This is a genomic window from Gordonia sp. McavH-238-E (assembly GCF_022348225.1).
Taxonomy (GTDB): domain Bacteria; phylum Actinomycetota; class Actinomycetes; order Mycobacteriales; family Mycobacteriaceae; genus Gordonia; species Gordonia terrae.
In genome coordinates this window covers 174,877-199,945 of the sequence record NZ_JAKRFE010000010.1, presented here as the reverse complement: position 1 = coordinate 199,945, position 25,069 = coordinate 174,877, and the positions used below count along the sequence as shown (strand labels likewise).

At 69.0% G+C, this 25,069-nt stretch carries 22 protein-coding genes; 8 read left to right on the top strand and 14 right to left on the bottom strand.

All coding sequences use genetic code 11. The annotated features are described in order from the left end of the window. Positions 1 to 17: 17 nt before the first annotated feature. On the bottom strand, positions 18 to 1,544 hold the full coding sequence (gene mqo / locus MHN80_RS17350) for a malate dehydrogenase (quinone) (RefSeq protein ID WP_064571083.1): 1,527 nt from the start codon (positions 1,542 to 1,544) through the stop codon (positions 18 to 20). Between the two features lie 198 nt (positions 1,545 to 1,742). On the opposite strand from mqo, the gene MHN80_RS17345 reads away from it, so the two are divergent. Further along, positions 1,743 to 2,771: an alpha/beta hydrolase gene (locus MHN80_RS17345; RefSeq protein WP_239402767.1), complete on the top strand. Its 1,029-nt coding sequence runs from the start codon at positions 1,743 to 1,745 to the stop codon at positions 2,769 to 2,771. Beyond that, positions 2,768 to 4,165 (top strand): mycothione reductase, encoded by a 1,398-nt coding sequence (gene mtr / locus MHN80_RS17340; RefSeq protein WP_101818696.1) that lies wholly within the window; start codon positions 2,768 to 2,770, stop codon positions 4,163 to 4,165. The genes MHN80_RS17345 and mtr overlap by 4 nt, the downstream gene beginning before the upstream one ends. 23 nt (positions 4,166 to 4,188) lie before the next feature. Here mtr and MHN80_RS17335 read toward each other — a convergent pair whose 3' ends face one another. Together MHN80_RS17335 and MHN80_RS17330 are read right to left on the bottom strand one after the other, a co-directional pair. Further along, positions 4,189 to 4,992, bottom strand: a complete 804-nt coding sequence (locus tag MHN80_RS17335) for an alpha/beta fold hydrolase (protein WP_064571096.1) — start codon at positions 4,990 to 4,992, stop codon at positions 4,189 to 4,191. 68 nt (positions 4,993 to 5,060) lie between these two features. Continuing rightward, positions 5,061 to 6,608 carry a cobyric acid synthase gene (locus MHN80_RS17330; protein WP_239402766.1) on the bottom strand — a complete coding sequence of 516 codons (1,548 nt, stop codon included), beginning with the start codon at positions 6,606 to 6,608 and terminating at the stop codon, positions 5,061 to 5,063. 162 nt (positions 6,609 to 6,770) lie between these two features. Here MHN80_RS17330 and MHN80_RS17325 point away from each other — a divergent pair, with 162 nt between their 5' ends. Then, a complete protein-coding gene (locus MHN80_RS17325; RefSeq protein WP_374206382.1) occupies positions 6,771 to 9,044 on the top strand; it encodes a protein kinase in 2,274 nt (757 codons plus the stop codon). 39 nt (positions 9,045 to 9,083) lie between these two features. Here MHN80_RS17325 and map read toward each other — a convergent pair whose 3' ends face one another. Further along, positions 9,084 to 9,947 (bottom strand): type I methionyl aminopeptidase, encoded by an 864-nt coding sequence (gene map / locus MHN80_RS17320; protein ID WP_033203484.1) that lies wholly within the window; start codon positions 9,945 to 9,947, stop codon positions 9,084 to 9,086. A gap of 122 nt (positions 9,948 to 10,069) precedes the next feature. Between map and MHN80_RS17315 the strand changes: the two genes are divergently transcribed. Genes MHN80_RS17315 through MHN80_RS17305 form a run of 3 tightly spaced genes read left to right on the top strand, consistent with a single transcriptional unit; the run spans position 10,070 to position 13,061 of the window. Then, positions 10,070 to 11,092, top strand: coding sequence for an ABC transporter substrate-binding protein (locus MHN80_RS17315; protein WP_239402764.1), 1,023 nt, complete (start codon positions 10,070 to 10,072; stop codon positions 11,090 to 11,092). After that, positions 11,089 to 12,225, top strand: a complete 1,137-nt coding sequence (locus tag MHN80_RS17310) for an iron ABC transporter permease (RefSeq protein WP_064571080.1) — start codon at positions 11,089 to 11,091, stop codon at positions 12,223 to 12,225. Before MHN80_RS17315 ends, MHN80_RS17310 begins: the two co-directional genes overlap by 4 nt. Then, positions 12,219 to 13,061 (top strand): heme ABC transporter ATP-binding protein, encoded by an 843-nt coding sequence (locus MHN80_RS17305; protein WP_239402763.1) that lies wholly within the window; start codon positions 12,219 to 12,221, stop codon positions 13,059 to 13,061. The genes MHN80_RS17310 and MHN80_RS17305 overlap by 7 nt, the downstream gene beginning before the upstream one ends. Here the strand turns inward: MHN80_RS17305 and MHN80_RS17300 are convergent. The 5 genes from MHN80_RS17300 to dxr all read right to left on the bottom strand — a co-directional run bounded on the left by MHN80_RS17300 (position 13,003) and on the right by dxr (position 19,516). Beyond that, complete coding sequence (locus MHN80_RS17300; RefSeq protein WP_239402762.1) at positions 13,003 to 14,844, bottom strand: penicillin-binding transpeptidase domain-containing protein; 1,842 nt, start codon at positions 14,842 to 14,844, stop codon at positions 13,003 to 13,005. The genes MHN80_RS17305 and MHN80_RS17300 overlap by 59 nt on opposite strands. A gap of 57 nt (positions 14,845 to 14,901) precedes the next feature. Next, the gene (locus tag MHN80_RS17295) at positions 14,902 to 15,738 is read right to left on the bottom strand and encodes a GNAT family N-acetyltransferase (RefSeq protein WP_004572268.1); all 837 of its coding nucleotides are present in this window, start codon (positions 15,736 to 15,738) and stop codon (positions 14,902 to 14,904) included. A 33-nt stretch (positions 15,739 to 15,771) separates the two neighbouring features. Further along, on the bottom strand, positions 15,772 to 16,959 hold the full coding sequence (gene ispG, locus MHN80_RS17290; protein WP_239402761.1) for a flavodoxin-dependent (E)-4-hydroxy-3-methylbut-2-enyl-diphosphate synthase: 1,188 nt from the start codon (positions 16,957 to 16,959) through the stop codon (positions 15,772 to 15,774). 85 nt (positions 16,960 to 17,044) lie between these two features. Then, the gene (locus MHN80_RS17285; RefSeq protein WP_239402760.1) at positions 17,045 to 18,271 is read right to left on the bottom strand and encodes an RIP metalloprotease; all 1,227 of its coding nucleotides are present in this window, start codon (positions 18,269 to 18,271) and stop codon (positions 17,045 to 17,047) included. Between the two features lie 51 nt (positions 18,272 to 18,322). Next, the gene (dxr, locus tag MHN80_RS17280) at positions 18,323 to 19,516 is read right to left on the bottom strand and encodes a 1-deoxy-D-xylulose-5-phosphate reductoisomerase (protein ID WP_033203492.1); all 1,194 of its coding nucleotides are present in this window, start codon (positions 19,514 to 19,516) and stop codon (positions 18,323 to 18,325) included. Between the two features lie 125 nt (positions 19,517 to 19,641). Between dxr and MHN80_RS17275 the strand changes: the two genes are divergently transcribed. Next, positions 19,642 to 19,944, top strand: a complete 303-nt coding sequence (locus MHN80_RS17275) for a DUF2631 domain-containing protein (protein WP_064571075.1) — start codon at positions 19,642 to 19,644, stop codon at positions 19,942 to 19,944. 77 nt (positions 19,945 to 20,021) lie between these two features. Here the strand turns inward: MHN80_RS17275 and rlmN are convergent, their stop codons facing one another. Beyond that, complete coding sequence (gene rlmN, locus MHN80_RS17270) at positions 20,022 to 21,128, bottom strand: 23S rRNA (adenine(2503)-C(2))-methyltransferase RlmN (protein ID WP_064571074.1); 1,107 nt, start codon at positions 21,126 to 21,128, stop codon at positions 20,022 to 20,024. A 30-nt stretch (positions 21,129 to 21,158) separates the two neighbouring features. On the opposite strand from rlmN, the gene MHN80_RS17265 reads away from it, so the two are divergent. Continuing rightward, positions 21,159 to 21,566 carry a lipopolysaccharide assembly LapA domain-containing protein gene (locus MHN80_RS17265; RefSeq protein WP_004572274.1) on the top strand — a complete coding sequence of 136 codons (408 nt, stop codon included), beginning with the start codon at positions 21,159 to 21,161 and terminating at the stop codon, positions 21,564 to 21,566. A 7-nt stretch (positions 21,567 to 21,573) separates the two neighbouring features. On the opposite strand, the gene MHN80_RS17260 is transcribed toward MHN80_RS17265, so the two are convergent. The 4 genes from MHN80_RS17260 to MHN80_RS17245 all read right to left on the bottom strand — a co-directional run bounded on the left by MHN80_RS17260 (position 21,574) and on the right by MHN80_RS17245 (position 24,904). Then, on the bottom strand, positions 21,574 to 22,425 hold the full coding sequence (locus tag MHN80_RS17260; RefSeq protein ID WP_004572275.1) for a phosphatidate cytidylyltransferase: 852 nt from the start codon (positions 22,423 to 22,425) through the stop codon (positions 21,574 to 21,576). Next, entirely contained in the window at positions 22,422 to 22,979 is a 558-nt protein-coding gene (gene frr / locus MHN80_RS17255; protein WP_004572276.1) for a ribosome recycling factor, read from the bottom strand. The genes MHN80_RS17260 and frr overlap by 4 nt, the downstream gene beginning before the upstream one ends. 57 nt (positions 22,980 to 23,036) lie before the next feature. Further along, a complete protein-coding gene (pyrH, locus tag MHN80_RS17250; RefSeq protein ID WP_004572277.1) occupies positions 23,037 to 23,771 on the bottom strand; it encodes a UMP kinase in 735 nt (244 codons plus the stop codon). A gap of 101 nt (positions 23,772 to 23,872) precedes the next feature. Next, entirely contained in the window at positions 23,873 to 24,904 is a 1,032-nt protein-coding gene (locus MHN80_RS17245; RefSeq protein WP_004572278.1) for an alpha/beta hydrolase family protein, read from the bottom strand. Positions 24,905 to 25,069 lie beyond the last annotated feature (165 nt).

Genomic DNA, 25,069 nt, shown 5'->3' with positions numbered 1-25,069 from the left:
CTTCATCTCGCGAGTGATCAGCCGGCGGTGGCGGGGGCGAGCCGACCCGTCTCGGCCGGGGTCTCGGTCCGCTCGGTCAGCTGCAGGGACTTGTTCGTCCAGTCCCAGACCTGGCGGTACAGGTCGCGGTTGCCGTTCAGCTTCTGGCCGAAGGAAGGGATGATCCCGGACAGCTTCGACGACCAGCCCGCGTACTCCTTCGGGAAGCACTGCTCGAGCACCGAGATCATCGCCGGGACGGCGGTCGAGGCACCGGGGGATGCACCCAGCAGACCGGCGATGGTGCCGTCGCCTGCGGCGACGACCGCGGTGCCGAACTCCAGCTGCCCACCCACGCCGGTCTTGCGGATGACCTGCACGCGCTGGCCGGCGGTGATGAGCTCCCAGTCGGCGCCGAGCGCGCGGGGAACGAACTCCGAGAGCGTCTTCACCCGGTCGGCGGGGCCGGCGGCGAGCTCGCTGATGAGGTACTTGAGGAGTCCGAACTCCTTGGGTGCGATCGACACCATCGGGAGCAGGTTGCCCGGCTTGATCGACGCGGGCAGGTCGGTGATCTTGCCGCTCTTGAGGAACTTCGGGGACCACCCGGCGTACGGACCGAACAGCAGGCCGGGCTTGTGGTTGATGACCCGGGTGTCGAGGTGAGGCACCGACATCGGCGGCGCACCCACGGCAGCCTGCCCGTAGACCTTCGCGTGGTGCTCGGCGACGAGATCGGGATTGGTGCAGCGGAAGAACTCACCGGACACCGGGAACCCGCCGAATCCCTTGGCCTCCTTGATCCCCGACTTCTGCAGCAGATGCAGTGCGCCACCACCGGCACCGACGAAGACGAACTTCGCGTGCACGGACAGCTTCTCCCCGGTCCGCCCGTTGCGGACCTTGACGATCCAGCTGCCGTCGGACTGCTTGGACAGGTTGGTGACCGAGTGGCCGAAGTAGATGTCGGCGCCCTGTGCGACGTAGTTGAGGAGTTGCTGGGTGAGCGCGCCGAAGTCGACATCGGTGCCCTGATCGAACCAGTTCAATGCGACCGGGTCGGCGAAGTCGCGCCCCTGCGACATCAGCGGCAGCCGCGCGGTGAACTCGGCCGGGTCGTCGATGTACTCCATGCCCTCGAACAGGGTCTGCGTGGCGAGATTGTCGTAACGCTTGCGCAGGTACTTCTGCCCCTCCGCACCGTGCGTGAACGCGACGTGCGGGATCGGGTTGATGAACTCCGACGGGTCGCCGAGGATGCCGTTGTCGACCGCATGGGCCCAGAACTGGCGCGAGACCTGGAACTGCTCGTTGATGGTGAGCGCCTTGTCGATGTTGACGTCACCGTCGGCGGTCTTCGGCGTGTAGTTGAGCTCGCAGAGCGCCGAGTGGCCGGTGCCGGCGTTGTTCCACGGGTCGCTGCTCTCCGCGGCTGCCGCGTCGAGCTGCTCGAACAGGCTGATCGACCAGTCGGGCTGCAACTGCCGGAGCAGTGCACCGAGGGTGGCGCTCATGATTCCCGCACCCACCAACGCGACGTCGGTCGTGATCTCCGTTTTCGACACCTGGACTCCACTTCACCTGGTGGGACACTGTGACCTGAGTTCGTCGCGGCACGTCGTCCCGGATGGCAACTTCTTCTACCGGGCACTTCTCGCCCGATCCTTCTCAACCGCCATTGTCCAGCATGGCATGTCCCCCGACAGAATCGACCTGTGCAACTGTGTGCTGCACGACACCTGAGCAGTCGGTGACCTGTCACTATGCTGGCTGCCGTGAGCGCATCCGACGCCGCCGACTGGCGGCCCGACCGATTCCTCGAGGACTACCGGCAACGCGTGCTCCCGCTGGGCCCCGACCCCGACGGCGAGTCGCCGGTCACCGCAACCCTGGTGCGCCGAGCCGAGACGTCACCCGCACGCGGTGCGGTGCTCTACGTCCACGGCTTCACCGACTACTTCTTCCACGAGCCGCTCGCCGACTTCTTCGTCGACCGCGGTTACGCGTTCTACGCCGTGGACCTCCGCAAATGCGGACGGTCACGCCAGGCGCACCACACCCCGCACTTCACCACCGACCTCGCGATGTACGACGAGGAGCTCAACGCCTCGCTCCGGATCATCCTCGACGAGGTCGGCCCCGACTGTCGGGTCGTGGTGGCCGGCCACTCGACCGGCGGTCTCATCACCGCGCTCTGGCTCGACCGGCTGCGACAGCGTGAGCCCGACCTGCACGCCGCGGTCGACGGGCTGCTGCTCAACTCCCCCTGGTTCGATCTGCAGGGCGATGCGATCCTGCGCACGCTCCCGGTGACCATGCTCATCAAGGCGGTCGCCGCCGTCGCGCCGACGAGGGTGATCCCGAAGGAACTCTCGCAGGCCTACGGCGAGAGCCTGCACGACAGCGCCCACGGCGAGTGGAACTACGACCTGTCGGCGAAACCGCTGGGCGGCTTCCCGGTCACCTTCGGGTTCCTCGACGCGGTCCGCACCGGGCAGCGGCGCCTGCACCGCGGCATCGACGTCGGCGTTCCTGCACTCGTGTTACGTTCGGACAAAACGCATTTCGCCCGGACCTACTCCGCGTCCACCGATCACGCCGACGCCGTCCTCGACGTCACCCACATCGCCCGCTGGAGCGGCTGTCTCGGCGGCCGGGTGACCGCGGTGCCGATCCCCGACGCCCGGCATGACGTATTCCTGTCCGTCCGGCACGCTCGTGAACACGCGTATCGCGAGGTCGATCACTGGTTGTCCGCCGTCCTCTCAACCGAAAGCGAGAACCCCCTATGACCGCCACACAGGTCGTCGACCTGGCCATCATCGGCTCCGGGAGCGGCAACGCGATCCCCGACGACCGGTTCGCGGACAAGACCCTCGCGATTTTCGAGGAGGGCGTCTACGGCGGCACCTGCCTCAACGTGGGCTGCATCCCGACCAAGATGTTCGTCTACGCCTCCGAGGTGGCCGAGATCGCCACCCACGGCGCCCGCCTGGGCGTCCACGCGAAGGTGGACTCGGTCGACTGGCCGGGGATCGTCGAGCGCGTGTTCGGCCGCATCGATCCACTGTCGCAGGGCGGCAAGGAGTATCGCGTCGACCGGTGCGAGAACATCACCGTGTACGACTCCCACGTCGAGTTCGACGGACGCGACGACGACGGCCGCTATCGACTGGTCACGCGAGACGGCGACACGGTCCTCGCCGCCGAGGTGGTGCTCGCCGCCGGGTCGCGCGCGGTCATCCCCGACGTCATCGCCGACTCGGGTGTCACCTACTACACCAACAACGACGTCATGCGTCTGCCCGAGCTGCCCGAACGCCTGATCATCGCCGGGAGCGGTTACATCGCCGCCGAGTTCGCGCACGTCTTCGGCGCACTGGGCTCACATGTGTCGATCATCGCGCGCGGACCGGCACTGCTGCGCAAGCAGGACGCCGACATCTCCAACCGCTTCACCGAGGTCGCCCGGGAGAAGTGGGACGTCCGGCTCGAGACCACGATCACCGACGCCGAGAACCTGCCCGACGGCGGTGTGCGAGTGGAGCTTTCCGACGGCACGACGATCGAGGCCGATGTGCTCCTGGTCGCGACGGGGAGGCAGCCGAACGGCGACCGGCTCAACCTCGACTCCGTCGGCATCGAACTCGACGACGAGGGCCGGGTGCGGTGCGATCAGCACGGGCGCACCGCCGCGCGCGGCGTGTGGACGCTCGGCGACGTCAGCTCGCCCTACCAGCTCAAGCACGTCGCCAACCACGAGCAGCGGGTCGTCCAGGCCAATCTCCTGAAAGGTTGGGATGCAGCCGATCTGGACACCTTCGATCATCGGTACGTCCCGGCCGCGGTCTTCACCCATCCGCAGATCGCGTCGGTGGGCCTGACCGAGGCCGAAGCCCTCGACGCCGGCCTCGACATCGCCGTCAAGGTGCAGGCCTATGGCGACGTCGCCTACGGCTGGGCCATGGAGGACACCACCGGATTCTGCAAGCTGATCGCCGAGCGGGGCACCGGGAGGCTGCTGGGCGCCCACCTCATCGGCCCGCAGGCACCGACCGTCATCCAGCCGGTCATCCAGGCGATGCACTTCGGACAGACCGCACACGAGTTGGCGCGCGGGCAGTACTGGATCCACCCGGCGATGCCCGAGGTCCTCGAGAACGCACTGCTCGGGCTCGAGATCTGACCGAGCGGCGATCGCCGGGCGGCTCAGAAGATCGTTGAGCGCAGCGCGATCTCGCTGGCGAGGGCCGGAGCCGCGTGCTGCGGGATCCAGTGGTCCACGCCGGCGAGTTCGCAGAAGCGGAAGTCGCCGTAGACGTACCGGCCGCTACCCTGCGCCTGTTCGCGGCCCAGCGCGGTGTCGGCGTCGCTCCACAGCAGCGTCGTCGGGATCTCCACGGGCGGGCATGCCATCGTCGCCTTGATGTCGCCGGTGAAGTTCGCGCGGTACCAGTTCAGCGCCGCGGTCAGCGCCCCCGGCTCCCGGAGTGGGGCGAGCTCGTCCGCGGTGATCCCGACGGCCCGCAGCTCCGCCCCGTCGTCGGCGAGCAACTTCTCCTCGGCCCCGTCGGCGACGAAATCGAGGATGTACGACGACCGTTCACGCTGATCGCTGCCGACGAGCGCGTCGCGCATGGCCGACGGGTGCCCGGTGCTCCCGACGACGAGTCCGGTGAACCGGTCGGGATACTTCCCGGCGAGGTGCCACGCGACGATGCCACCCCAGTCGTGTCCGACCAGGATCGCGTAGCCGATGCCCAGCGCGTCGAGCACACCGATCACATCGGAGACGAGGTGGGTGAGGCGGTAGTCGTCCACCTCGGCGGGTCGCGCGCCCGGGCTGTATCCGCGCTGATCGATCACCAGGGTGCGCAGACCCGACTCGTGCAGGCGCGGGAGGACCTGGTCGTAGCAGCTTCCGTTCACCGGGAAGCCGTGCAGCAGCAGAACCCACGGACCGGTCTCCGGTCCCCCGATCCGGACGTCGAAGGTGAGGCCGTTCACGGTCACCTGCGTGGCTTCAGTCATTGGGCCACGATAACCCGGCCGGCACCACCCGTCGACGGTGGCCGCAACGCCTAGAAGGCTTCGAGGTGGTGCCGGATGATCGGCGGATTGTGTGGCGGCCCTTGTTCGATGAGGCGCGTCACGGCGTCGAGGTCGAGGTGGTCGGTGACGAGGTCGGCCATCTGGTCGACCTGCCGTCGACGTTCGGCGTCGACGTCGGTGTCCGGTGCCACGCGGAATCCGCGCACCCCGGCCTCGGCGGCGACGTCGGCGAGCAGACGGCGACGGAAATCGTTGCACGCCAGCAGTCCGTGCCAGTGCGTACCCCGCACGGCTCCGCGGACCGCACCCTCCGGTCCGTACCTGTCGTCGACGATCCAGGTGTCCTCCGCCGACCGGACCACGCGGCCGTGATGGATCTCGTAACCGCTGATCGGGCCGCCCCCGGTGCCGGTGACCTGCCGCACGGTCTTGTCGGTGTGGAACTCGATGTCGAGGTCGAACAGCCCCAGTCCCGGCACCCGCCCGCGACCGGATTCCACCCGGTCGTCGAGCGTGCGCCCGAGCATCTGGAAACCGCCGCAGACGGCGACGATCGGACGGCCGCGAGCGGCGCGTTCGCTCAGCGCCTCGCCGATGCCGCGCGCCCGCACCCACTCGAGATCGGCGACGGTGGCGCGGGTGCCGGGCACGACCACGAGGTCGGCGGCCGCGACCCCGGCCGGGTCGTCGACCCAGGTGACGTCGACTCCCGGTTCGCAGGCGAGCGCCTCGACGTCGGTCGAGTTCGAGATCCGCGGCAGGCGGATGGCCGCGACCCGCAACCGGACGCCCGGGGTGGCGCCGGACTCGGTGAACGACCGTGGCGGCCCGACGCGGCGCCCGACCGGCGCGGCGAGGGAGTCCTCGGCGTCGAGCCACAGGTCGTCGGCGAACGGCACCACGCCGAGCGTCGGCCGTCCGGTGATCGCCTCGACCTGGCGAAGCCCGGGTTCGAGGATCGACGGGTCGCCGCGGAACTTGTTGATCACGAAACCCGCGATCAGCGCCTGATCGGCGTCGTCGAGAACGGCGGTGGTCCCGAACAGGTGGGCCAGCGATCCGCCCCGGTCGATGTCGGTCACCAGCAGCACGGGGAGACGCGCCGCCTGGGCGAGACCGAGATTCGCGATGTCGTTGGCGCGCAGATTGATCTCGGCGACCGAACCCGCACCCTCGCAGATGACGACGTCGAAATCCGCACGCAGACCCGCCAATTCGTCGGCGACGACGGCGCGCAGACGCGCCCGCCAGGCCAGGTAGTCGGCGGCCCCGACGTCACCGGCCGGCCGGCCCCGGAGGATGACGTGCGAGCGGCGGTCACTGCCCGGTTTGAGCAGCACGGGGTTGAACCGGGTGGACGGTTCGAGCCCGCATGCGAACGCTTGCAACGCCTGCGCGCGCCCGATCTCGCCGCCGTCGAGGGTGACCACCGAGTTGTTCGACATGTTCTGCGCCTTGAACGGCGCGACACGCACGCCCATCCGGCTCAGCGCCCGGCACAGCCCGGCGACGATCAGGCTCTTGCCGGCATCGCTGCTGGTACCACCCACGAGCAGCGCGCCACCGAGTCCGTCCACCCGAACAGCGTAGTGGTCCCGAGACACACCGCCGGATGGCGCCGACCCCAGTGGCGTCGTTCACACGACACACCGTTCGCCTCGCGAACCGGCAGCGCTGGATACAGTGACCCCAACGAACAGGTGGACAGCCTGTCGTCGAGCAACGGGGGGTCGTCGGACGTGGAGGTCGTGAAGCCCGGATCCGTGTTCGCCGGGTATCGCGTTCTCTCGCTGCTCGGACACGGCGGCATGGGACAGGTCTGGCTCGTCGAACATCCGACGCTGGGCCGGCGCGAGGCGCTCAAGATCATCTCACCGAATCCCGCCGACCCCAGTTTCGCCGAGCGGTTCCGCAACGAGGCCCGCACCGCGGCCGCACTCGATCATCCCGGCATCGTGACCGTCTACACGCATGGCGTGGAGAACGGGAGCCCGTGGTTCTCGATGACCTATCTCGAGGGCGATGACCTCACCGCCGCACCGGTCCTGCCCATCGAGGACGTGGTGACGATCGCCGGCAAGGTCGCCGACGCCCTCGATTACGCCCACACACAACGCGTCATCCACCGCGACATCAAGCCCGCGAACATCGTGATCGCGCGCGGGCCCGATGGCCGGATCACGCGCGTCACCGTGCTCGACTTCGGCATCGCGCGGTTGATGGACGGCGCGAAGATGACCGCGACCAATCTGTTCGTCGGCACTCTCGCCTATGCCGCGCCCGAGATCCTCACCGGCGACGCGGCGATCCCGGCGTCGGACCAGTACGCGCTCGCCTGCACCATGTTCCAACTGCTCACCGGAACCCAGCCCTTCCCCGGACAGACCCCCATGGCGTTGATCTCCGGCCACGTCAACTCACCCGCGCCGCGGATTTCCGAGCGTCGGTCCGATCTCGGCCATCTCGACCCGGTGTTCGCACGTGCCCTCGCCAAGAACCCGGCCGACCGGTTCTCGTCGTGCTCGGAGTTCGCGGCGACGCTGGCGCGGGCTGTCGAGACCGCTCCGATGAGTCCGCACGCCAGGCGGCCGGAACCGTCTCCGATGATGCCCGAGGGATGGATCGCGACCACCCCGGCTCCCACACCGTCGTTCCCACACCACCAGTCGCCGGGTCAGCACCAGCCCACCCAGCAGGCACTCGCCCACAACCCGCCTCCGCCCGGCGGCGGCCGGTACACCCAGTTCCCGGCGTACGGTCCGGCCGGGCCACCCCCCGGCCCCCCTCCCGGATACCCGACCGGCCCCGGCGGACCCCAGGGGCACGGCCCGGGACCCCGGGGATCGGGCTCACGCACCGCATGGATCATCGCCGCGGTTCTCGGCGTCCTCGTCCTCGTCGTCGGCGTCGTCGGGGCCGCCATCGCGCTCAGCGGATCGGAGTCGGAACCCGGGACGACGGTCGCCGGATCGTCGACGACCGGGCCCAGCACCTCGGGCGGATCATCTTCGGGCGGCGGCACTTTCGAGTCCATCGCCTCCAGCGGCGACAGTACGTGCGCGGTGCGCGAGAGTCGGCTGTACTGCTGGGGCGGCAACGAGCGCGGCACTCTCGGCGACGGAACCACGACCGACCGGCCGCGGCCCGTCGCGATCACCGGCATCTCCGACGTGTCGGCGGTCAGCATGGGCGGCCTCGGCACGACGTGCGCGATCAGTTCGGGCGACCTGTACTGCTGGGGATACGGGGTCGGCCAACCGGGGCAGAACGTACCGCTCCCCACGAAGGTGGCCGGTCTGTCCCGGGTGACGTCGGTGTCGGTCGGCTTGACCATCTGCGCGATCAGCGACGGCGACGCCTACTGCTGGCGTAACAACGCGAGCGGACAGGTCGGCAACGGCAGCACCGGGTCGGTGGAGGTGCCCACCCGTGTCGCCGGCCTGTCGAACGTCACCGCCGTCTCCACCTCGCACACCACGAGTTGCGCGATCGCCGGCGGCTCCGCGTACTGCTGGGGGAACAACCGGGAGGGCCAGATCGGCGACGGCACCACCATCGACCGACTGACCCCGACCCGCGTTCTCGGACTCGACACGCCCACGTCGATCAGTACGAGCCTGTACTCGACGTGCGCGGTGGCCGGCTCCGGTGGCGTGTTCTGCTGGGGACAGAACACCAGCGGTCAGCTCGGCGACGGAACCGAGCAGAACCGGCGCACGCCCACCCGGATCGACGTCCGGGGTGCCACCGAGGTGTCGACCGCGGCCTACGGCGGCTGTGCCGCGGCAGGCAGCTCCGCCTACTGCTGGGGTTCGCGCAGCGACCAGCCCGACAAGAGCCCCGACCGGGTCAACGGACTGTCCGGGGTCACCGAGGTCACCACCGGTTCGGCGAACGTGTGCGCCGTCGCCGACGACGAGATGTACTGCTGGGGCCTCAACGGGAAGGGGCAGCTCGGCAACGGGACCACCACGACGAGCAGCGAACCGCAACCCGTCCGGTTCCCCGCCTGACCCTCAGTCGTCTGGCCCGTGTCAGTTGTCCGGCCCGATTCAGTTGTCTGGCACGGTGAGGATCTCGGCGCCGTCGTCGGTGACGACGAGGGTGTGTTCGAACTGGGCGGTCCACCGGCGGTCGGCGGTCACCACGGTCCAGCCGTCGTCCCACATCTCCCACGGCAGCGCGCCGAGGTTGATCATCGGCTCGATCGTGAACACCATCCCGGGTTCGAGGACCGTGTCGACATTCGGTTCGTCGTAGTGCAGCACGATCAGCCCGTTGTGAAAGGTCTCACCGATGCCGTGGCCGGTGAAATCGCGCACGACCGTGTAGCCGAAGCGGTTCGCGTAGGACTCGATGACGCGACCGACGACATTCAGTTCGCGGCCCGGCTTGACGGCCTTGATGGCCCGCTCGGTGGCGATCCGGGTCCGGTCGACGAGGTCGACAGCCTCCTGATCGACGTCGCCGGCGAGGAACGTCGCGTTGGTGTCGCCGTGCACGCCGTGGATGTAGGCGGTGACGTCGATGTTGACGATGTCCCCGTCCTCGATCACCGTCGAATCCGGGATGCCGTGGCAGATCACCTCGTTGAGCGACGTGCAGCACGACTTCGGAAAGTCCTTGTAGCCCAGCGTCGATGGGTATGCACCGTGGTCGATCATGTACTCGTGCGCGATCGCGTCGAGCTCGTCGGTGGTCACACCCGGGGCGACGGCCCGGCCCGCCTCGGCGAGTGCGTTGGCCGCGATCTTGCTCGCGATGCGCATCTTCTCGATGGTCTCGGCGGTCTGCACCCAGGGCTCGTGGCCCTCGTTGACCGTGGGCTTCCACACGTACTCGGGACGTTCGATGGAGTCGGGCACGGACCGGACGGGCGACACGATCCCAGGCGTGAGGGCACTACGAACTGGCATGCGGTCCAGACTATCCCTGCCCGTCGCGGCGAGGCCCGTGGGCGGACTCCGGACCGAACGCCACTAAGCTCGCCGGGAGGAGCCGATGGGAGGCCATCGGGGTCGACGGTGGAGGTGAGGCAGTGCGGACCAGGGGGTGGCGGGCGGCGCTCGTGATGGTGCTGGCCGTACTGAGCCTGTCGGCATGCTTCGTGACCCCGATCGAGCAGGACCGGCACTCGCCGGGTGCGCATCTGCGCACCGGCCCGCAGACCGCGACGCTCGCGGAGTCCGATGTCACTCCCGTCGTCGAGAACCCTGCTCCCCGGCTGCCCGCAACCGTCGACTCACTGCGGTACGGCGACGTGACCGTCGACGACGCCGACCGGATCATCGCCGTCGACATCAACGGAACCCTCGGCAACATCGTGTACGCCCTCGGACTCGGGTCTCACGTGGTGGGGCGTGACACGTCCACCGCCTTCCCCTCGGCGAGGTCGCTCCCGGTCGTCACCAACCGCGGGCACAGTCTCAACGCCGAATCGGTTCTCGCACTCGACCCGAGCGTCCTGCTGGTCAGCGAGTCCACCGTGCCGACCGCCGCAGTCGACCAGATCCGCGACTCCGGGGTCGCGGTCGTCGTGTTCCCGGCCGCCCGCAACCTGGAGTCGAACGACACCCTGATCCGCTCGGTGGCGGCCTCTCTCGGCGTCGCCGACGCCGGCGAGAAGCTCGTCGCGCGGACCGACGCCCAGATCGAGCAGGCACGCGCACTGGTACCGGACCCGTCCGGGGACCCCACGATGGCGTTCCTCTACATCCGCGGACGCAACCTGCTGCTGCTGGCCGGGCCCGGATCGGGCGCCGACGACCTGATCGAGGCGCTCGGTGGCCGGGATGCCGGCGCGGCAGCCGATCTCACCGGCGCGTTCACCGCGATCAGCGCCGAGGCCATGATCACCGCCGACCCGGACGTGATCCTCGTGATGACCCAGGGCGCCGCCACCGTCGGCGGGCCCGAGGGAGTGCTGACCCTGCCGGGTGTGGCCGACACCGAGGCCGGCCGCAACGGACGGGTCGTGCAGATGGACGAGAGTCAGATCCTGGCGTTCGGACCCGAGGTCGGACTGGTGCTCGGCGCCCTCGCGAGGTCGATCTACGCATGACCGACCCCGCGCGGACCACGACGGAGCCGACGACCGAGCCGACGACCTCGTCGGCCGTCGCCACTCCCCCGGGCGGCACACCGCACCGGGTCCGCGACCTCACGGTGGTGGCGGTGATGCTGGCCGCCACCGTCGTTCTCGTCATCGTGTCGGCCGGTACCGGCAAGGTGTCGGTGCCGCCACTCGAGGTCCTCGGCAGCATCGCCCACCACTTCCACCTCGACCTGGGACCACTCCCGTCACACCCGAACGGCGAGGGCGCACTCTGGAATGTGCGATTCCCCCGCATCGTGCTCGGTCTGTTCGTCGGTGCCGCACTCGGCGCCGCGGGCTGCCTCCTCCAGGGGGTGCTGGCGAATCCGCTGGCCGAACCGGGCATCATCGGCGTCTCTTCAGGCGCCGCGGTCGGCGCCTGTCTGATGATCGTGCTGGCCGGCGGCACCGCCGGAGTCGGTGGCGCCGCGGGCAATTGGGCTCTCGCCGGGGCCGCTTTCGTGTTCGGCCTCATCACGGCCGCGGCCGTGTACCTGCTGTCGCTCCGAGACGGTTCGTCGTCGGCGATCATGCTGGTCCTCACGGGTATCGCGGTCAACGCGTTCGCCGCGGGGATCATCGCGTTCCTCACCTTCGTCGCCACCACCGCGGCGCGCGAGCAGATCATCTTCTGGCAGCTCGGTTCGCTCGCCGGCCGCACCTGGAGCGAGATCTGGGTCGTGGCACCACTGGTGATCGGTGGTGTCGCCGCCTGTCTGTTCCTCGTGCACAAGCTCGACCTGCTGGCCCTCGGTGACATCCAGGCCGCCTCTCTCGGCGTGAACGTGGAGGCCGTCCGCCGACAAGCGATCGTCCTGACCGCGGTGCTGACCGCCGCCGCGGTGGCCTTCGCCGGGATCATCGCGTTCGTCGGCCTGGTGGTGCCGCACGTGATGCGTCTCATCGTCGGGCCGCGCCACGCGATCCTGCTGCCGACCAGCGTCATCGGCGGAGCACTGGTCATCACCGGCGCCGACCTGGCCGCCCGGACGATGCTGGGTGACGCCGACCTCCCGCTGGGGATGTTCACGTCCCTCATCGGCGGTCCGGTCTTCTTCATCCTGCTGCGTCGAAGCCGTCATGCGGGTGCCGGATGGTGACCGCCGACAAGCCGGCGACCACGGTCCTCGGTATCCACGCCCGGGACGTCTCGGTCGTCCTGGGCGGGCGCGAGGTGGTCCGCGGGGTCTCCCTCGACGTCGGTCCGGGCGAACTCGTCGCGCTGGTCGGCCCCAACGGGTGCGGCAAGTCGACGCTGCTGTCGGCACTGTCGGGCACCCGCGCACCACAGCGGGGACACATCGAGGTCGACGGTCGGGACGTCACCTCGACCTCGATGCGCGAACTCGCCCGACACCGCTCGCTGGTCACGCAGCTGAACCGCGTGGACACGCCCTTCACCGTGGCCCAGGTCGTCGCGATGGGCCGGTACCCGTGGCTGCGGACACCGCGCGCCGCGAACTCCCCCGCCGTCATCGCCGACGCGATGGCTCTGTGCGAACTCGGCGCCATCGCCGACAGCCCGTTCGGGCAGCTCTCCGGCGGCCAGCAGGCACGCGTCTCCCTGGCACGCGCACTCGCCCAGGACACCCCGGTGATGATGCTCGACGAGCCGACCGCCGCCCTCGACATCCACCACCAGGAGCAGGTCCTCGACATCTTGCGGGTTCACCGCGACGCGGGAAACGCGGTGCTGCTCGTGGTCCACGACCTGACCCTCGCGGCCGCCTACGCCGACCGGGTGGCAGTGATGAAGGACGGCCGGTTGCTGGCGATCGGACCGACGTCGGAGGTGATGACCGTCGATCTACTGAGTCGCACCTACGATCACCCCGTCGAGGTGATCGAACACGCCGGTCGACGCGTGGTCCTGCCGGTCAGGACGCCGAGCGAATCGCGTACCCCGGTCCGAGACCACCGAAGAAATCCCGGGTGACGGCCACCGCGTTGTTCGAGTCACCACCACCGACGACGAGTGTCGCGAAGGCGATATCGCCGCGGTACCCGGCGAACCAGGCATGCGAACCGCCGGCGAACTCCGCCTCACCGGTCTTGCCGAACACCGCTCCCTGACCGTCGATCACCGACGCGGTTCCGCTCGTGATGACCGCACGCATCATCGGACGAAGCTGGTCGTAGACCTCGGGCGCCATGGTGGGCCTCGGGCCCTCGACCTTGGTGGGCTTGTCCAGGATGAGTTGGGGCACCGGCGCCTTCGTGCCGTTGGCGACGGTTGCCGCCACCAGCGCGAGGCCCAGCGGAGACACGAGCACCTTGCCCTGCCCGAAGCCGTCCTCGCTGCGGGCAACGAGCTCGTTCTCGATCGGTACCGAGCCGGACACCGCGTCGAGGCCGGCGATCTCGTACTGCTGTCCGATGCCCATCGCGGCCGCAGCATGCGCAAGGTCCGACGGCCCCATCTCACTGGCGAGCTTGGCGAACGTGGTGTTGCAGGACTGCGCGAACGCCCGGAGCATCGACACGGTCCCCAACGAGAAGCCGTCGTAGTTCGGGATCAGTCGTGGCCCGATCTGGATCGCGCCCGGACATCCGACGGGGGTGTCGGGGGTGGCCATCCGGTGGCTGATGGCAGCCGCGGCGGTCACCATCTTGAACGTCGAACCGGGCGGGTACAGACCGGTCGTGGCGATCGGGCCCTGTCGGTCGGCGGCGGGGTTCTGCGCGACCGCGAGTATGCGTCCGGTGGACGGTTGCACGGCCACCAGCGCGATCTGGAAACGATTGGTGGCGTTGACCGCTCGCTGGGCCGCGTTCTGCACCGTCCGCGACAGGCTCAGCGAGACCGCCGGCGCCGGATCCGGGTCGTGGTCGGCGAGCACGTCGGCGTCGAGCCCGTTGGGATTGACCGTCACCACGCGCCAGCCCGCCCGACCCGACACCTCGGAGTCGACGACCTTCTTGACCTCGGTGAGCAGGGCGGGCGCGAATTGCGGGTCCTCGGGGACCAGTTCGGCCTGTTCGTTGGTCACCACACCGGGGATCGCCAGCTGATCGCGCAGGCGGTCGAACTGCTCATGCGAAAGCCGGGCGAGCGGGTACTGCTGCCGATTCGCGGTGACCTGCTCGGTGATCGTCTGTTCGTCGAGCGACGGACTGAACCGACGCAGCACCGCCACCGCAGCGGTCACCGACTCCGCGATCGGCGCGCCCTGTTCGGCGGCGGCGGACGCATCGAAGTTGATGCCGACGACGCTGCCGTTGACCATCACCTCCGAGCCGTCGGCCTCGTTGACCGTGGCCCGCGGCGCCTCGACGATCTGGAGCGAGAGTCGTTGATCCGCACCGAGTTTCGGGTGGATGTTCGTCGACGCCCAGCGCACCGCCCACCCGGTGTCGGACCGGCCCATCCGCAGGGTGGCGTCGTAGGCCCAGTCGCGACCGCGCGGCAGCGCCCAGCGGTAGTCGACGTCGACCTCGGCGGTGTCGCCGGTGACGCGGACGCGGCCGGCCTGCGACTCGAGTGCCTCGGCACCCAGACCGGACCAGGCCGCGTCCATCGCGGACTCGGCGGCGGCGGGCGCGTCGGTCAACGCGGCCGCGGATCCGATCTCACGGTCGGCGTAGGCCTGGAGGAAACGTTCCGCGGCATGGCGCGGGCCGTCGTCCTCGGAGGCCGAACAGCCGACCGTCGCCACCGTCACGGCAGCACACAGCGCGACGATCACCGCCGGGGTCCATCGAGTTCGCATGTGCCACATCGACGTCGAGTCTAGGGTGGCGCGGTCGGATTACCGGGACGCCACGCGGTGGGGCGTTCAGTCGACGAGGACGGTGGCGAAGGTGCCGACCTCGGTGAACCCGATGCGGTCGTACACCGCGCGTGCGGTGACGTTGAAGCTGTTCACGTACAGACTCGGGATGCGACCGTGCGCGGCCACCGCCTCGGCGACCGCCGCGGTACCGCCCAGCCCGAGCCCCTCACCACGCCGGTCCGGGGCGACCCAGACACCCTGGATCTGGCCGACTCGACGGGACAGTGAGCCGATCTCGGCCTTGAACACCACGTCGGGGCCGTCGAACCGCGCGAACACCCGCTGCGCGGTGATGAGCGAGGCGAGACGCCGCCGGTACGACCGGCCGCCGTCCCCGGCCGTCGGATCGACGCCGACCTCCCCGATGAACATGTCGACGGCCGCGGGCATGTACGCGTCGAGGTCGTCGAGGGTGACCAGCCGCACGAGCGGGTCGACAGGCACCGCCGAGCAGGTCGTGAGTGCGAGCAGTGGCTGCACCGGTCTGACCTCGCGCGCCGGACCCCATACCGGCTCGATCTGATCCCACATCTGGAGCACGAGTTCGGCGCGGCCGACGATCGACGAACAGGCTCGCGGTCCGGCGATGGCGCGATCGGAGAAGTAGTCGAGGTCTCCGGGCGACCCGCTGAGCGGGATCAGGTTGGCCCCGGAGAAACACAGCGACGACGCCGGGTCGTGCGCCGTCCACAGTTCACCACCGAGCAGGCGCGGATTGATCCCGTGCGTCTCGAATCGGGCCGCGACCATGCACATCGCCACCGGGTCCGAGGTGAGGACGCGCTCGACGACAGCCGCATCACGAGCACCGAGCGGCTTGTCGCCCAGAAGCTTCAGCAACGCCGCTCCTCCCTCTCGAGCCTTGCGCCCGACCTACGAGACGGTCACCACGGGTGGGCCCACTTGAGTACTGTCTCCAGTTTCTCCTGATTCCTCGGCGATCCGCAGCGCTTCTTCGATCAAGGTCTCCACGATCTGCGCCTCGGGGACGGTCTTGATGACCTCACCCTTGACGAAGATCTGTCCCTTGCCGTTGCCGGACGCGACCCCGAGGTCGGCTTCCCGGGCCTCACCGGGACCGTTGACCACGCAGCCCATCACGGCGACGCGCAGCGGGACCTCCATGCCCTCGAGTCCCGCGGTGACCTCGTCGGCGAGTTTGTAGACGTCGACCTGGGCGCGGCCGCACGACGGGCACGAGACGATCTCGAGCTTGCGCGGGCGGAGGTTCAGCGACTGCAGGATCTGGTCGCCGACCTTGATCTCCTCGGCGGGCGGCGCCGAGAGCGAGACCCGGATGGTGTCGCCGATGCCCTCGCTCAGCAGCGCGCCGAAGGCGACCGCGGACTTGATGGTGCCCTGGAATGCCGGGCCGGCCTCGGTGACGCCGAGATGCAGCGGGTAGTCGCTGGCGGCGGCGAGCTGCCGGTAGGCCTCGACCATGATCACCGGGTCGTTGTGCTTCACCGAGATCTTGATGTCGCCGAAGCCGTGTTCCTCGAACAGGCTCGCCTCCCACAGGGCCGACTCGACCAGCGCCTCGGGCGTCGCCTTGCCGTACTTCTGCAGGATGCGCTTGTCGAGGGAGCCGGCGTTCACGCCGATGCGGATCGGGATACCCGCATCACCGGCTGCCTTGGCGACCTCTTTGACGCGTCCGTCGAACTCCTTGATGTTGCCGGGGTTGACGCGCACGGCGGCGCAGCCGGCGTCGATCGCGGAGAAGATGTACTTCGGCTGGAAGTGGATGTCGGCGATCACCGGGATCTTGGACTTCTTGGCGATGATCGGCAGCGCCTCGGCGTCCTCCGGACGCGGGCACGCGACCCGCACGATGTCGCAGCCGGAGGCGGTCAACTCGGCGATCTGCTGCAGCGTCGCGTTGATGTCGTGGGTCTTGGTGGTCGTCATCGACTGCACCGAGATCGGGTGGTCGCTGCCGACCCCGACCGAGCCGACGAACAGCTGGCGGGTCTTGCGGCGCGGAGCGAGCACCGGCGGCGGTCCGGCGGGCATGCCGAGTCCGATCGGCACGGCGTTCGCGGAAGTCGGGGCGTTCATCTCGTTCACCTCTGGGGAATCGGAGTGTCGGTGTGTTCGGGCTGGGTCACAAGGTGTTCGTCATGCGGGCTCACCTCGGATGTGTTCACCACGGGTTGATCGGGTTGACGATGTCGGCGGTCAACGTGAGGACCATGAAGCCCGCCATCACCACCACCGCCGCGTAGGTGATCGGGAGCAGCTTGTAGTAGTCGACGGCTCCGCCGGGCGCGCGGCCGAACCAGCGGCGGATCGTGTCGCGGCCCTTCTCGTAGCCGACGATGGCCATGTGCCCGCCGTCGAGCGGGAGCAGCGGCACGAGGTTGAACAGGCCCAGGAAGAAGTTGATGCTGATCAGCAGCATCCAGAACATGTCCCAGAGACCGCGCTCGACGGCCTGCCCGCCGAGCACCGACGCGCCGTACACGCTGACCGGGGTGTCGAGCGCGCGCTCCCCGCCGGTGACCGCCGTCCACAGGTCACCGATCTTCGACGGCAGCGACAGCAGCGCGTTCCAGGTCTCGACGATCAGGTCGCCGGTGAAGGCGAACGCGCCGGGCACGATGTCGGTCACGCCGTACTGGATGATCCCGGGCGGGACGTCGTAGGCGATGCCGACCATGTTGTAGGTCTGGGTCTCGCTGGTGCCGTCGGCACGCGTCGCCGTGACCGTGACCGGCTCGGGGGTCATCGTCAGGTCGAGTCGCCGACCGTCGCGGTCGACGGTCAGGGCGACCGGGCCGGTGGACTCGCGGATCACCGGGGTCAGGTCCGAGGCCTGGCCGACCGGCCGGCCGTCGATCGCCACGATGTCGTCACCGGGGAGCAGTCCGGCGGCGCCCGCGGGACCGGTGCCGGTGCAGGGCGAGTCGGTCTGTTCGTTTCCGGCGATGGTGATGGTCGACGACACGCACTGTGTCTCGGCGACCCGCGCGGGCACCGGCGGCGGACTGAGGTCGGGCAGCCCGAAGCTCAATCCGACGATGATGATGAGGACGAAACCGAGGATGAAGTTCTGGGCCGGACCGGCGAACAGCACGACGAGGCGCTTCCACGCCTTCTGCTTGTACATCGCCCGGTCTTTCTCGTCCCAGGCGAGCTCCTCGTGCGGGGTCATCCCCGCGATGTCGCAGAAACCGCCCAGCGGCAGCGCCTTGATCCCGTACTCGGTCTCGCCGCGGCGGGTGGACCAGATCGTGGGACCGAAGCCGACGAAGTAGCGTCGGACCTTCATGCCCGTCGCCTGGGCGGCCCACATGTGACCACACTCATGCCAGGCGACCGACAGCAACAGCGCCACGGCGAACAGCGTGACGCCGATCGCGAAACTCACGTACCTACTCCATCCGGATCACGGGACGCACCCGCTCACGAGGGCCGCCGATCAGCGGGATGCCGCCGCGACCAGCTGCGCGGCGCGATCCCGGGCCCACCGATCGGCGGCGAAGACCTCTTCCACAGTACCTGGCGTCCGGCGCCACTGATCGGCCTCGCCGAGCACCTCCTCGATCACCTCGACGATGCGCGGGAACCGGATCGCACCTGCGAAGAACCCGGCCGCGGCGGCCTCGTTGGCCGCGTTGTAGACCGCCGTCAGGCTGCCCCCCGCACTGCCGGCGCGCCGCGCCAGATCGATCGCGGGGAACACCGCGTCGTCGACCGGCTCGAAGGTCCACGACGACGCGGTCGAGAAGTCGCACGCCGCCGACGAACCGGGCACCCGGTCCGGCCAGCCCAGCGCCAGCGCGATGGGCAGCTTCATCGACGGCGGCGAGGCCTTCGCCACCGTCGCGCCGTCGACGAAGGTCACCATCGAGTGGACGATGGACTGCGGATGGACGGTGACGTCGATGCGGTCGTAGTCGACGTCGAACAGCAGGTGCGCCTCGATGACCTCGAGAGCCTTGTTGACCAGGGTCGCCGAGTTGAGGGTGATCATCGGACCCATCGACCAGGTGGGGTGTCGGCCGGCCTGCTCGGGGGTGACGTCCTCGAGCTGTGCGCGGGACCACCCGCGGAACGGGCCGCCCGACGCGGTGAGGACCAGCCGGTCGACCTCGGCGGCCGTCCCGGCGCGCAGGCACTGGGCGATGGCGGAGTGTTCGGAATCGACCGGCACGATCTGCCCGGGCGCCGCGGCGTCGAGGACGAGGGCGCCGCCGGCGACGAGCGACTCCTTGTTCGCCAGCGCGAGCCGGGCACCCGAGCGGAGCGCGGCGAGACTGGGTGCGAGCCCGATCGAGCCGACGACCGCGTTGAGGATCACATCCACACCGGTGTCCGCGACAACCGCGTCGATGAGGTCGCACATGGCGTCGGGTCCGCCGAGGACCCGGCCGCCGAGACGGTCCGCGAGCTCCTGCGCCCGCGCGGTGTCCGCGACGGCGATCCGCGCGGCCGGAACGCCGAACGCGGCGGCCTGGTCGGCGAGGAGATCGGGGTTCGACCCGCCGGCACCGAGACCGGCGACCTCGAAGAGGTCGGGATGCTCGGCGATCACCTCGAGCGCCTGGACGCCGATGGAACCGGTGGAACCGAGGATCAGCACACGTGTGGGCACGCACCCATTCTGGACCATCGGGTCGCGCGGCCCACCGTGGCCGGCGACACCGGACCGACCCGCGGGCGGGGCGTGCCGCTATGCTGCTCGGAGAACTACTACCGATCGTCAGACATCTGACGTCCGCGCTGTGAGGAGTGGCTGTGGCAAGCACCGATGTGGAGCACACTGTGGGGCACGGCGATGGGGGGCATGGCGAAGTCGAGGTCATCGACACCGGCTGGCGCCGCGAGCCCGCCGATGCCCCGTCCGCCCGGTTCGGCTGGCACGGCGCGGCGACCAAGACCTTCTACGGTGCGGCCATCTTCTTCGCGCTGTTCCTGCTCGCGATGATCATCGGCAACCACACCGGCCACATCGAGGACCTCTACCTCATCGCCTTCGCCGTGGGCACGCTGTTCTTCGCGGTCCGCGGTTGGTGGATGAACCGCGGAAAGTGGTCCTGACCGACCACCTCGCCAGACCCAAAGAAAACGCCGAGCGGTGATCCGCTCGGCGTTTCTCGTGTCTGCCTCGTCGAGACTCAGCGCTCTTCGGCCGCGAGCTGGCCACATGCGGCGGCGATCTCCTGACCGCGCGTATCGCGGACGGTGCAGGAGACTCCCTGCTCGCGGACCCGCCGGACGAATTCGCGCTCGACCGGTTTGGGACTGGCGTCCCATTCCGAGCCCGGGGTCGGATTCAGCGGGATGAGATTCACGTGCACCAACGATCCGAGCGCGCGGTGCAGCTTCTCCCCCAGCAGATCGGCGCGCCAGGGCTGGTCGTTGACGTCCCGGATGAGGGCGTACTCGATCGAGACGCGCCGCCCGGTGGTGTCGGCGTAGTACCGCGCCGCCTCGAGCACCTCCGCGACCGACCACCGGTTGTTGACCGGGACGAGGGTGTCGCGGAGTTCGTCGTCGGGCGTGTGGAGCGACACGGCGAGCGTGACCGCGAGCCCCTCGTCGGCGAGCCGACGGATCGACGGCGCGAGACCGACGGTCGAGACGGTCACCGAGCGCGCCGAGATGCCGAGTCCGTCCGGCGCGGGCGAGGTGATCTGCCGGACCGCGCTCACGACCCGCTTGTAGTTGGCCAGCGGCTCGCCCATGCCCATGAACACGACATTCGACAAGCGCCCTGGTTCGCCGAGCTCGCCGTCCCGCAGCGCGCGCGCCGCGGCCCGGACCTGGTCGACGATCTCCGCGGTCGACAGGTTGCGGTCGAGCCCGCCCTGCCCGGTCGCGCAGAACGGGCAGGCCATGCCGCACCCGGCCTGGCTCGAGATACACAGGGTGTTGCGTTCGGTGTAGCGCATGAGGACGCTCTCCAGGAGAGTGCCGTCGTGCAGGCGCCACAGCGTCTTGCGTGTCGAGTCGTCGTCGCACGAGATGTGCCGGACCGGGGTGAGCAGTTGCGGGAAGAGCTTGTCCCGCACCGCTTCGCGAGAGGTGGCCGGCAGGTCCGTCATCTCGTCGACGTTCCCGTTGAGACGCGCGTAGTACTGCCGGGCCAACTGGTCGGCCCGGAACTTCGGCAGCCCCAGCTCGGCCAGCGCCGCGACGCGACCGGCGGCGTCGAGGTCGGCGAAGTGTGTCGGCGGACGCCCGCGTCGGGGCGCGTCGAACACAAGTGGCAATGAGGTCATTTCGCCATTGTCGCATGTCATGATGAAGCGATGACGACACCCGAGGACCGACCGCACACGGGTTCGGTACCAGCGTGGGGCGAACAACCCGCCGGGTCGCCGGTCCCGGCGGCCGGCCACCCGCACACCCCCGAGCAGCACTCCCCCGAGCCCGACCCCCGCGATCGTCTCCGTCGCACGGTCGCCGACGTGGAGCACACACGCACCAGAGCCACCTGGTTCGGAGTGGTGATCGGTGCGATCATCCTCGTCCTGCTGCTGGTCTTCATCGTCCAGAACCTCGGCTCGCAGACCATCGAGCTGCTGTTCTGGGAGGTGAATCTGCCACTCGGGGTGAGCCTGCTCATCGCGGCGATCGCCGGCGCGCTGATCGTCGCACTGGTGGGTGGCCTGCGCATGTTGCAACTGCGGCGTGCGCTGAAGAAAGCCGCGAAGTAGCGCCCGGTCAGAGCAATCCGGTCAGCACGACCCACACCACGAACGCCGACGGCAGCAGGCTGTCGAGCCGGTCCATGATCCCGCCGTGCCCGGGCAGCAGCGTGCCCATGTCCTTGATCCCGAGGTCGCGCTTCACCTGCGACTCGACCAGGTCGCCGAGGGTCGCACAGACAACCAGGACCGGTCCGAGGATGATGCCGATCCACCAGTGGCTCCCGAGCAGATACACCACGCAGCCGACGGCACCGACCGTGCCGACGACCAGCGACCCCACCATGCCTTCCCAGGACTTCTTCGGGCTGATGGCCGGTGCCATCGGGTGTTTGCCGAACAGCACGCCCGCGGCGTAACCGCCGACATCGGAGCACACCACGACCACCATCAGCGTGGCGACCCGCGCGGCTCCGTCGTCCTGCACCACCAGATGTGCGCCGAAGGAGGCGAGCAGCGGCAGCCACGCGAGCACGAAGACGGTGACCGCGAGGTCGCGCAGGTAGTTGACCGGCGCATGGTTGATGCCCTGCCCGAGGAGCTTCCACACCATGGCCACCAGGACCGTCGCGACGAACGCGACGAGCGCGCCGGTCGGACCCCAGGGCCAGCTCGCCCAGATGATGGCCTGCCCGCCGATGAGCAGCGGCCAGAGCGCAACCTCGTAACCCCCGGTGCGGAGGCGTTTGACGACCTCCCAGGTGGCGATCGCGAAGGCAACCGCCACGAGGCCGTACCAGACCTTCGGTACGAAGATCAGTATCGCGATGATGCTGATGCCGAGTGTGCCGCCGACCGCGATGGCGGCCGGCAGGTCGCGCCCCGCGCGCGACTTCTTCTCACCGCCTCGTTGCGGAACCTCGTTCACACCTCGAGCAATTCGTCTTCTTTGTGCTTGACCAACTCGTCGATCTGATGCACGTAGGTCGCCGTGGTCTTGTCCAGTTCCTTCTCGGCGCGGGTGACCTCGTCCTCGCCGGCCTCGCCGTCCTTCTGGATGCGCTTGAGCTCGTCGGCGGCCTTGCGGCGCACGTTGCGGATCGCGACCTTCGCGTCCTCACCCTTGCCCTTGGCCTGCTTGACGAGGTCGCGGCGTCGCTCCTCGGTGAGCTGCGGGACGGCCACCCGGATGATCGTGCCGTCGTTGGTCGGATTCACCCCGAGGTCGGAGTTGCGGATCGCGGTCTCGATGTCGCGCAGCGTGGACGCCTCGTACGGCTTGATCACGACGAGGCGCGGTTCGGGCGTGTTGATGCTGGCGACCTGCGTGACGGGGGTCAACGAGCCGTAGTACTCGATGTTGACCTTGTTGAACATGGCCGGGTTGGCGCGCCCGGTCCGGATCGAACCCATGTCCTCCTTGGCGACGTTGACCGCCTTCTCCATCTTCTCCTCGGCGTCGAGCAACGCGTCGTCGATCATGTTCGTCCTTGTTCCGTTCGGTCGGGGTTCTCGTCGATCTCGGGGTGGGGCGCCGGGTCAGGTGCTGACCAGGGTGCCGATGCGATCGCCTGCGACCGCACGGGCGATATTGCCCTGTTGGAGCAAATTGAACACCAAGATCGGCATCTTGTTGTCCATACACAGGCTGAAGGCCGTCGCGTCGGCGACCTTGAGTTCCTTGTCGAGCACCTCGCGATGGGTGATCTCGGTGAAGAGGGTGGCATCGGGGTTGGTGCGCGGGTCGGCGTCGTACACACCGTCGACCGCCTTGGCCATCAGGACCACCTCGGCCTTGATCTCCAGCGCACGCTGGGCGGCGGTGGTGTCGGTGGAGAAGTACGGCATGCCCATGCCGGCGCCGAAGATGACCACGCGCCCCTTCTCCAGATGCCGCTGCGCGCGCAGCGGCAGATACGGCTCGGCGACCTGTCCCATCGTGATGGCTGTCTGCACGCGGGTCGAGACTCCCCGCTTCTCCAGGAAGTCCTGCAGTGCAAGGCAATTCATGACCGTGCCGAGCATGCCCATGTAGTCCGAGCGGCTCCGGTCGAGGCCTCGTTGCTGCAGCTCGGCGCCGCGGAAGAAGTTTCCGCCGCCGATCACGACAGCGACCTGGACACCGGAATTGACGACGTCGGCGATCTGGTCGGCGACGGTGCCCACGACGTCGGGATCGAGCCCGACCTCGCCGCCACCGAACATCTCGCCGCCCAACTTCAGCAAGACCCTACGGAATCCATCCCGCCGGATGGGGTCGGACGCTTCACTCATCGGCTTCCTCACTCGTCGGTTCGGTGAACTATCGTACGTCGTCACCGGAACCGACCCGCGACACGCGTCGTGCGCGCCTCGGGAAACCGCCTCGCGCGAGGTCAGCCGCGCAGCGCCGCCTCGAACTGCGGCCAGGCGCGATGCAGTTCGTCCTGCCAGTACGGCCACGCATGCGTGCCGCCCTCGTAGAGGTGGAACGTCGCAGGCACCCCGATGTCGCGCATCCGGCGCTGGAGATTCCGCGTGCACTGAGCCGTGGCGGTCTCGATCACCGCCCCGACCGCGATCTGGTCGAACAGCTTGGAGCCGTTGCCGTCGATGCCGGGGCCGTCGAGGGTGTCGTACCGTCCCGGCATCCCGGACCCGTTCGAGACATAGATCGACATCCCCCGGAACGCCTCGGCATGCAGATAGGGGTCGTTGGCACGCCAGGCGGGATCGTCGGGGGGTCCCCACATGTTCAGGGTGTTGGCGCCGCCACGCCCCTCGACGACCATCCGGACGACAGCCTGGCCGAGCGGATCGCTGGTCTGGGCGCAGCCGCTGAACGAGCCGATCGCCCGGTACACCGACGGCGCGTGCAAGGCCAACTGAAACACCGACGTGCCCGCCATCGAGATCCCGGCGATCGCGTTGCGCCCGGTGCCGCCGAATCGGTCGTCGATCGTCCCGGGCAGTTCCTCGGTGAGGAAGGTCGCCCATTTCTGCCTCCCCAACACGGGATCGGGGCGGTGCCAGTCGGTGAAGTAGCTCGCCGCACCGCCCATCGGGACGACGACGTTGACGTTCTCGTCGGCGAAGAAGGTCCGGATGTCGGTCCGGTCGAACCAACTGCTCCCACCTTCGCCGCCGGCCGCGCCGTTGAGGAGATAGAGCGTCGGCGCGGGCCGGTTCCCGCGGGCGGGCCACACCTTGACCGGGACCACCCGGCGCATCGCCGCCGACCGGACGGCGACGTCGATCTCACCACCGCGCTGAACCGTCTCGCCGACGATGCGAGCGGGCGCGGGTGTCGCGGCGGCGGGCACCGCCAGCCCGAGAGTCGCAGCGACCAGCGCGATCACGAGCACGGCCGGTCGCACCGGCGTGTGCCGGTGCCGTGGTCGGTCCTCGTTGACAGACCCGTCGTCCATACCCCTCGCCTTCATTCGGGTGCGACCGGCGTCACACGCGCAACCCCGGCAGTGTGCCCGACGCACCGCCCGATGTCCACATGGGTCAATCGTCCAGCACCGCAACGGCATTCGATGACACAGAGATACACGAACCGATACACCGTCTCATCGCATCGAGGTTGT

Bases quoted from the DNA above. Each gene is read 5' to 3' on its own strand.
- MHN80_RS17245 (WP_004572278.1), bottom strand. From the start codon at position 24,904: ATGGACGACGGGTCTGTCAACGAGGACCGACCACGGCACCGGCACACG.
- rlmN (WP_064571074.1), bottom strand. From the start codon at position 21,128: ATGACCTCATTGCCACTTGTGTTCGACGCGCCCCGACGCGGGCGTCCG.
- pyrH (WP_004572277.1), bottom strand. From the start codon at position 23,771: ATGAGTGAAGCGTCCGACCCCATCCGGCGGGATGGATTCCGTAGGGTC.
- MHN80_RS17345 (WP_239402767.1), top strand. From the start codon at position 1,743: ATGCTGGCTGCCGTGAGCGCATCCGACGCCGCCGACTGGCGGCCCGAC.
- MHN80_RS17300 (WP_239402762.1), bottom strand. From the start codon at position 14,844: ATGTGGCACATGCGAACTCGATGGACCCCGGCGGTGATCGTCGCGCTG.
- map (WP_033203484.1), bottom strand. From the start codon at position 9,947: ATGCCAGTTCGTAGTGCCCTCACGCCTGGGATCGTGTCGCCCGTCCGG.
- MHN80_RS17265 (WP_004572274.1), top strand. From the start codon at position 21,159: ATGACGACACCCGAGGACCGACCGCACACGGGTTCGGTACCAGCGTGG.
- MHN80_RS17310 (WP_064571080.1), top strand. From the start codon at position 11,089: ATGACCGACCCCGCGCGGACCACGACGGAGCCGACGACCGAGCCGACG.
- dxr (WP_033203492.1), bottom strand. From the start codon at position 19,516: ATGGTCCAGAATGGGTGCGTGCCCACACGTGTGCTGATCCTCGGTTCC.
- ispG (WP_239402761.1), bottom strand. From the start codon at position 16,959: ATGAACGCCCCGACTTCCGCGAACGCCGTGCCGATCGGACTCGGCATG.
- frr (WP_004572276.1), bottom strand. From the start codon at position 22,979: ATGATCGACGACGCGTTGCTCGACGCCGAGGAGAAGATGGAGAAGGCG.
- mtr (WP_101818696.1), top strand. From the start codon at position 2,768: ATGACCGCCACACAGGTCGTCGACCTGGCCATCATCGGCTCCGGGAGC.
- MHN80_RS17305 (WP_239402763.1), top strand. From the start codon at position 12,219: ATGGTGACCGCCGACAAGCCGGCGACCACGGTCCTCGGTATCCACGCC.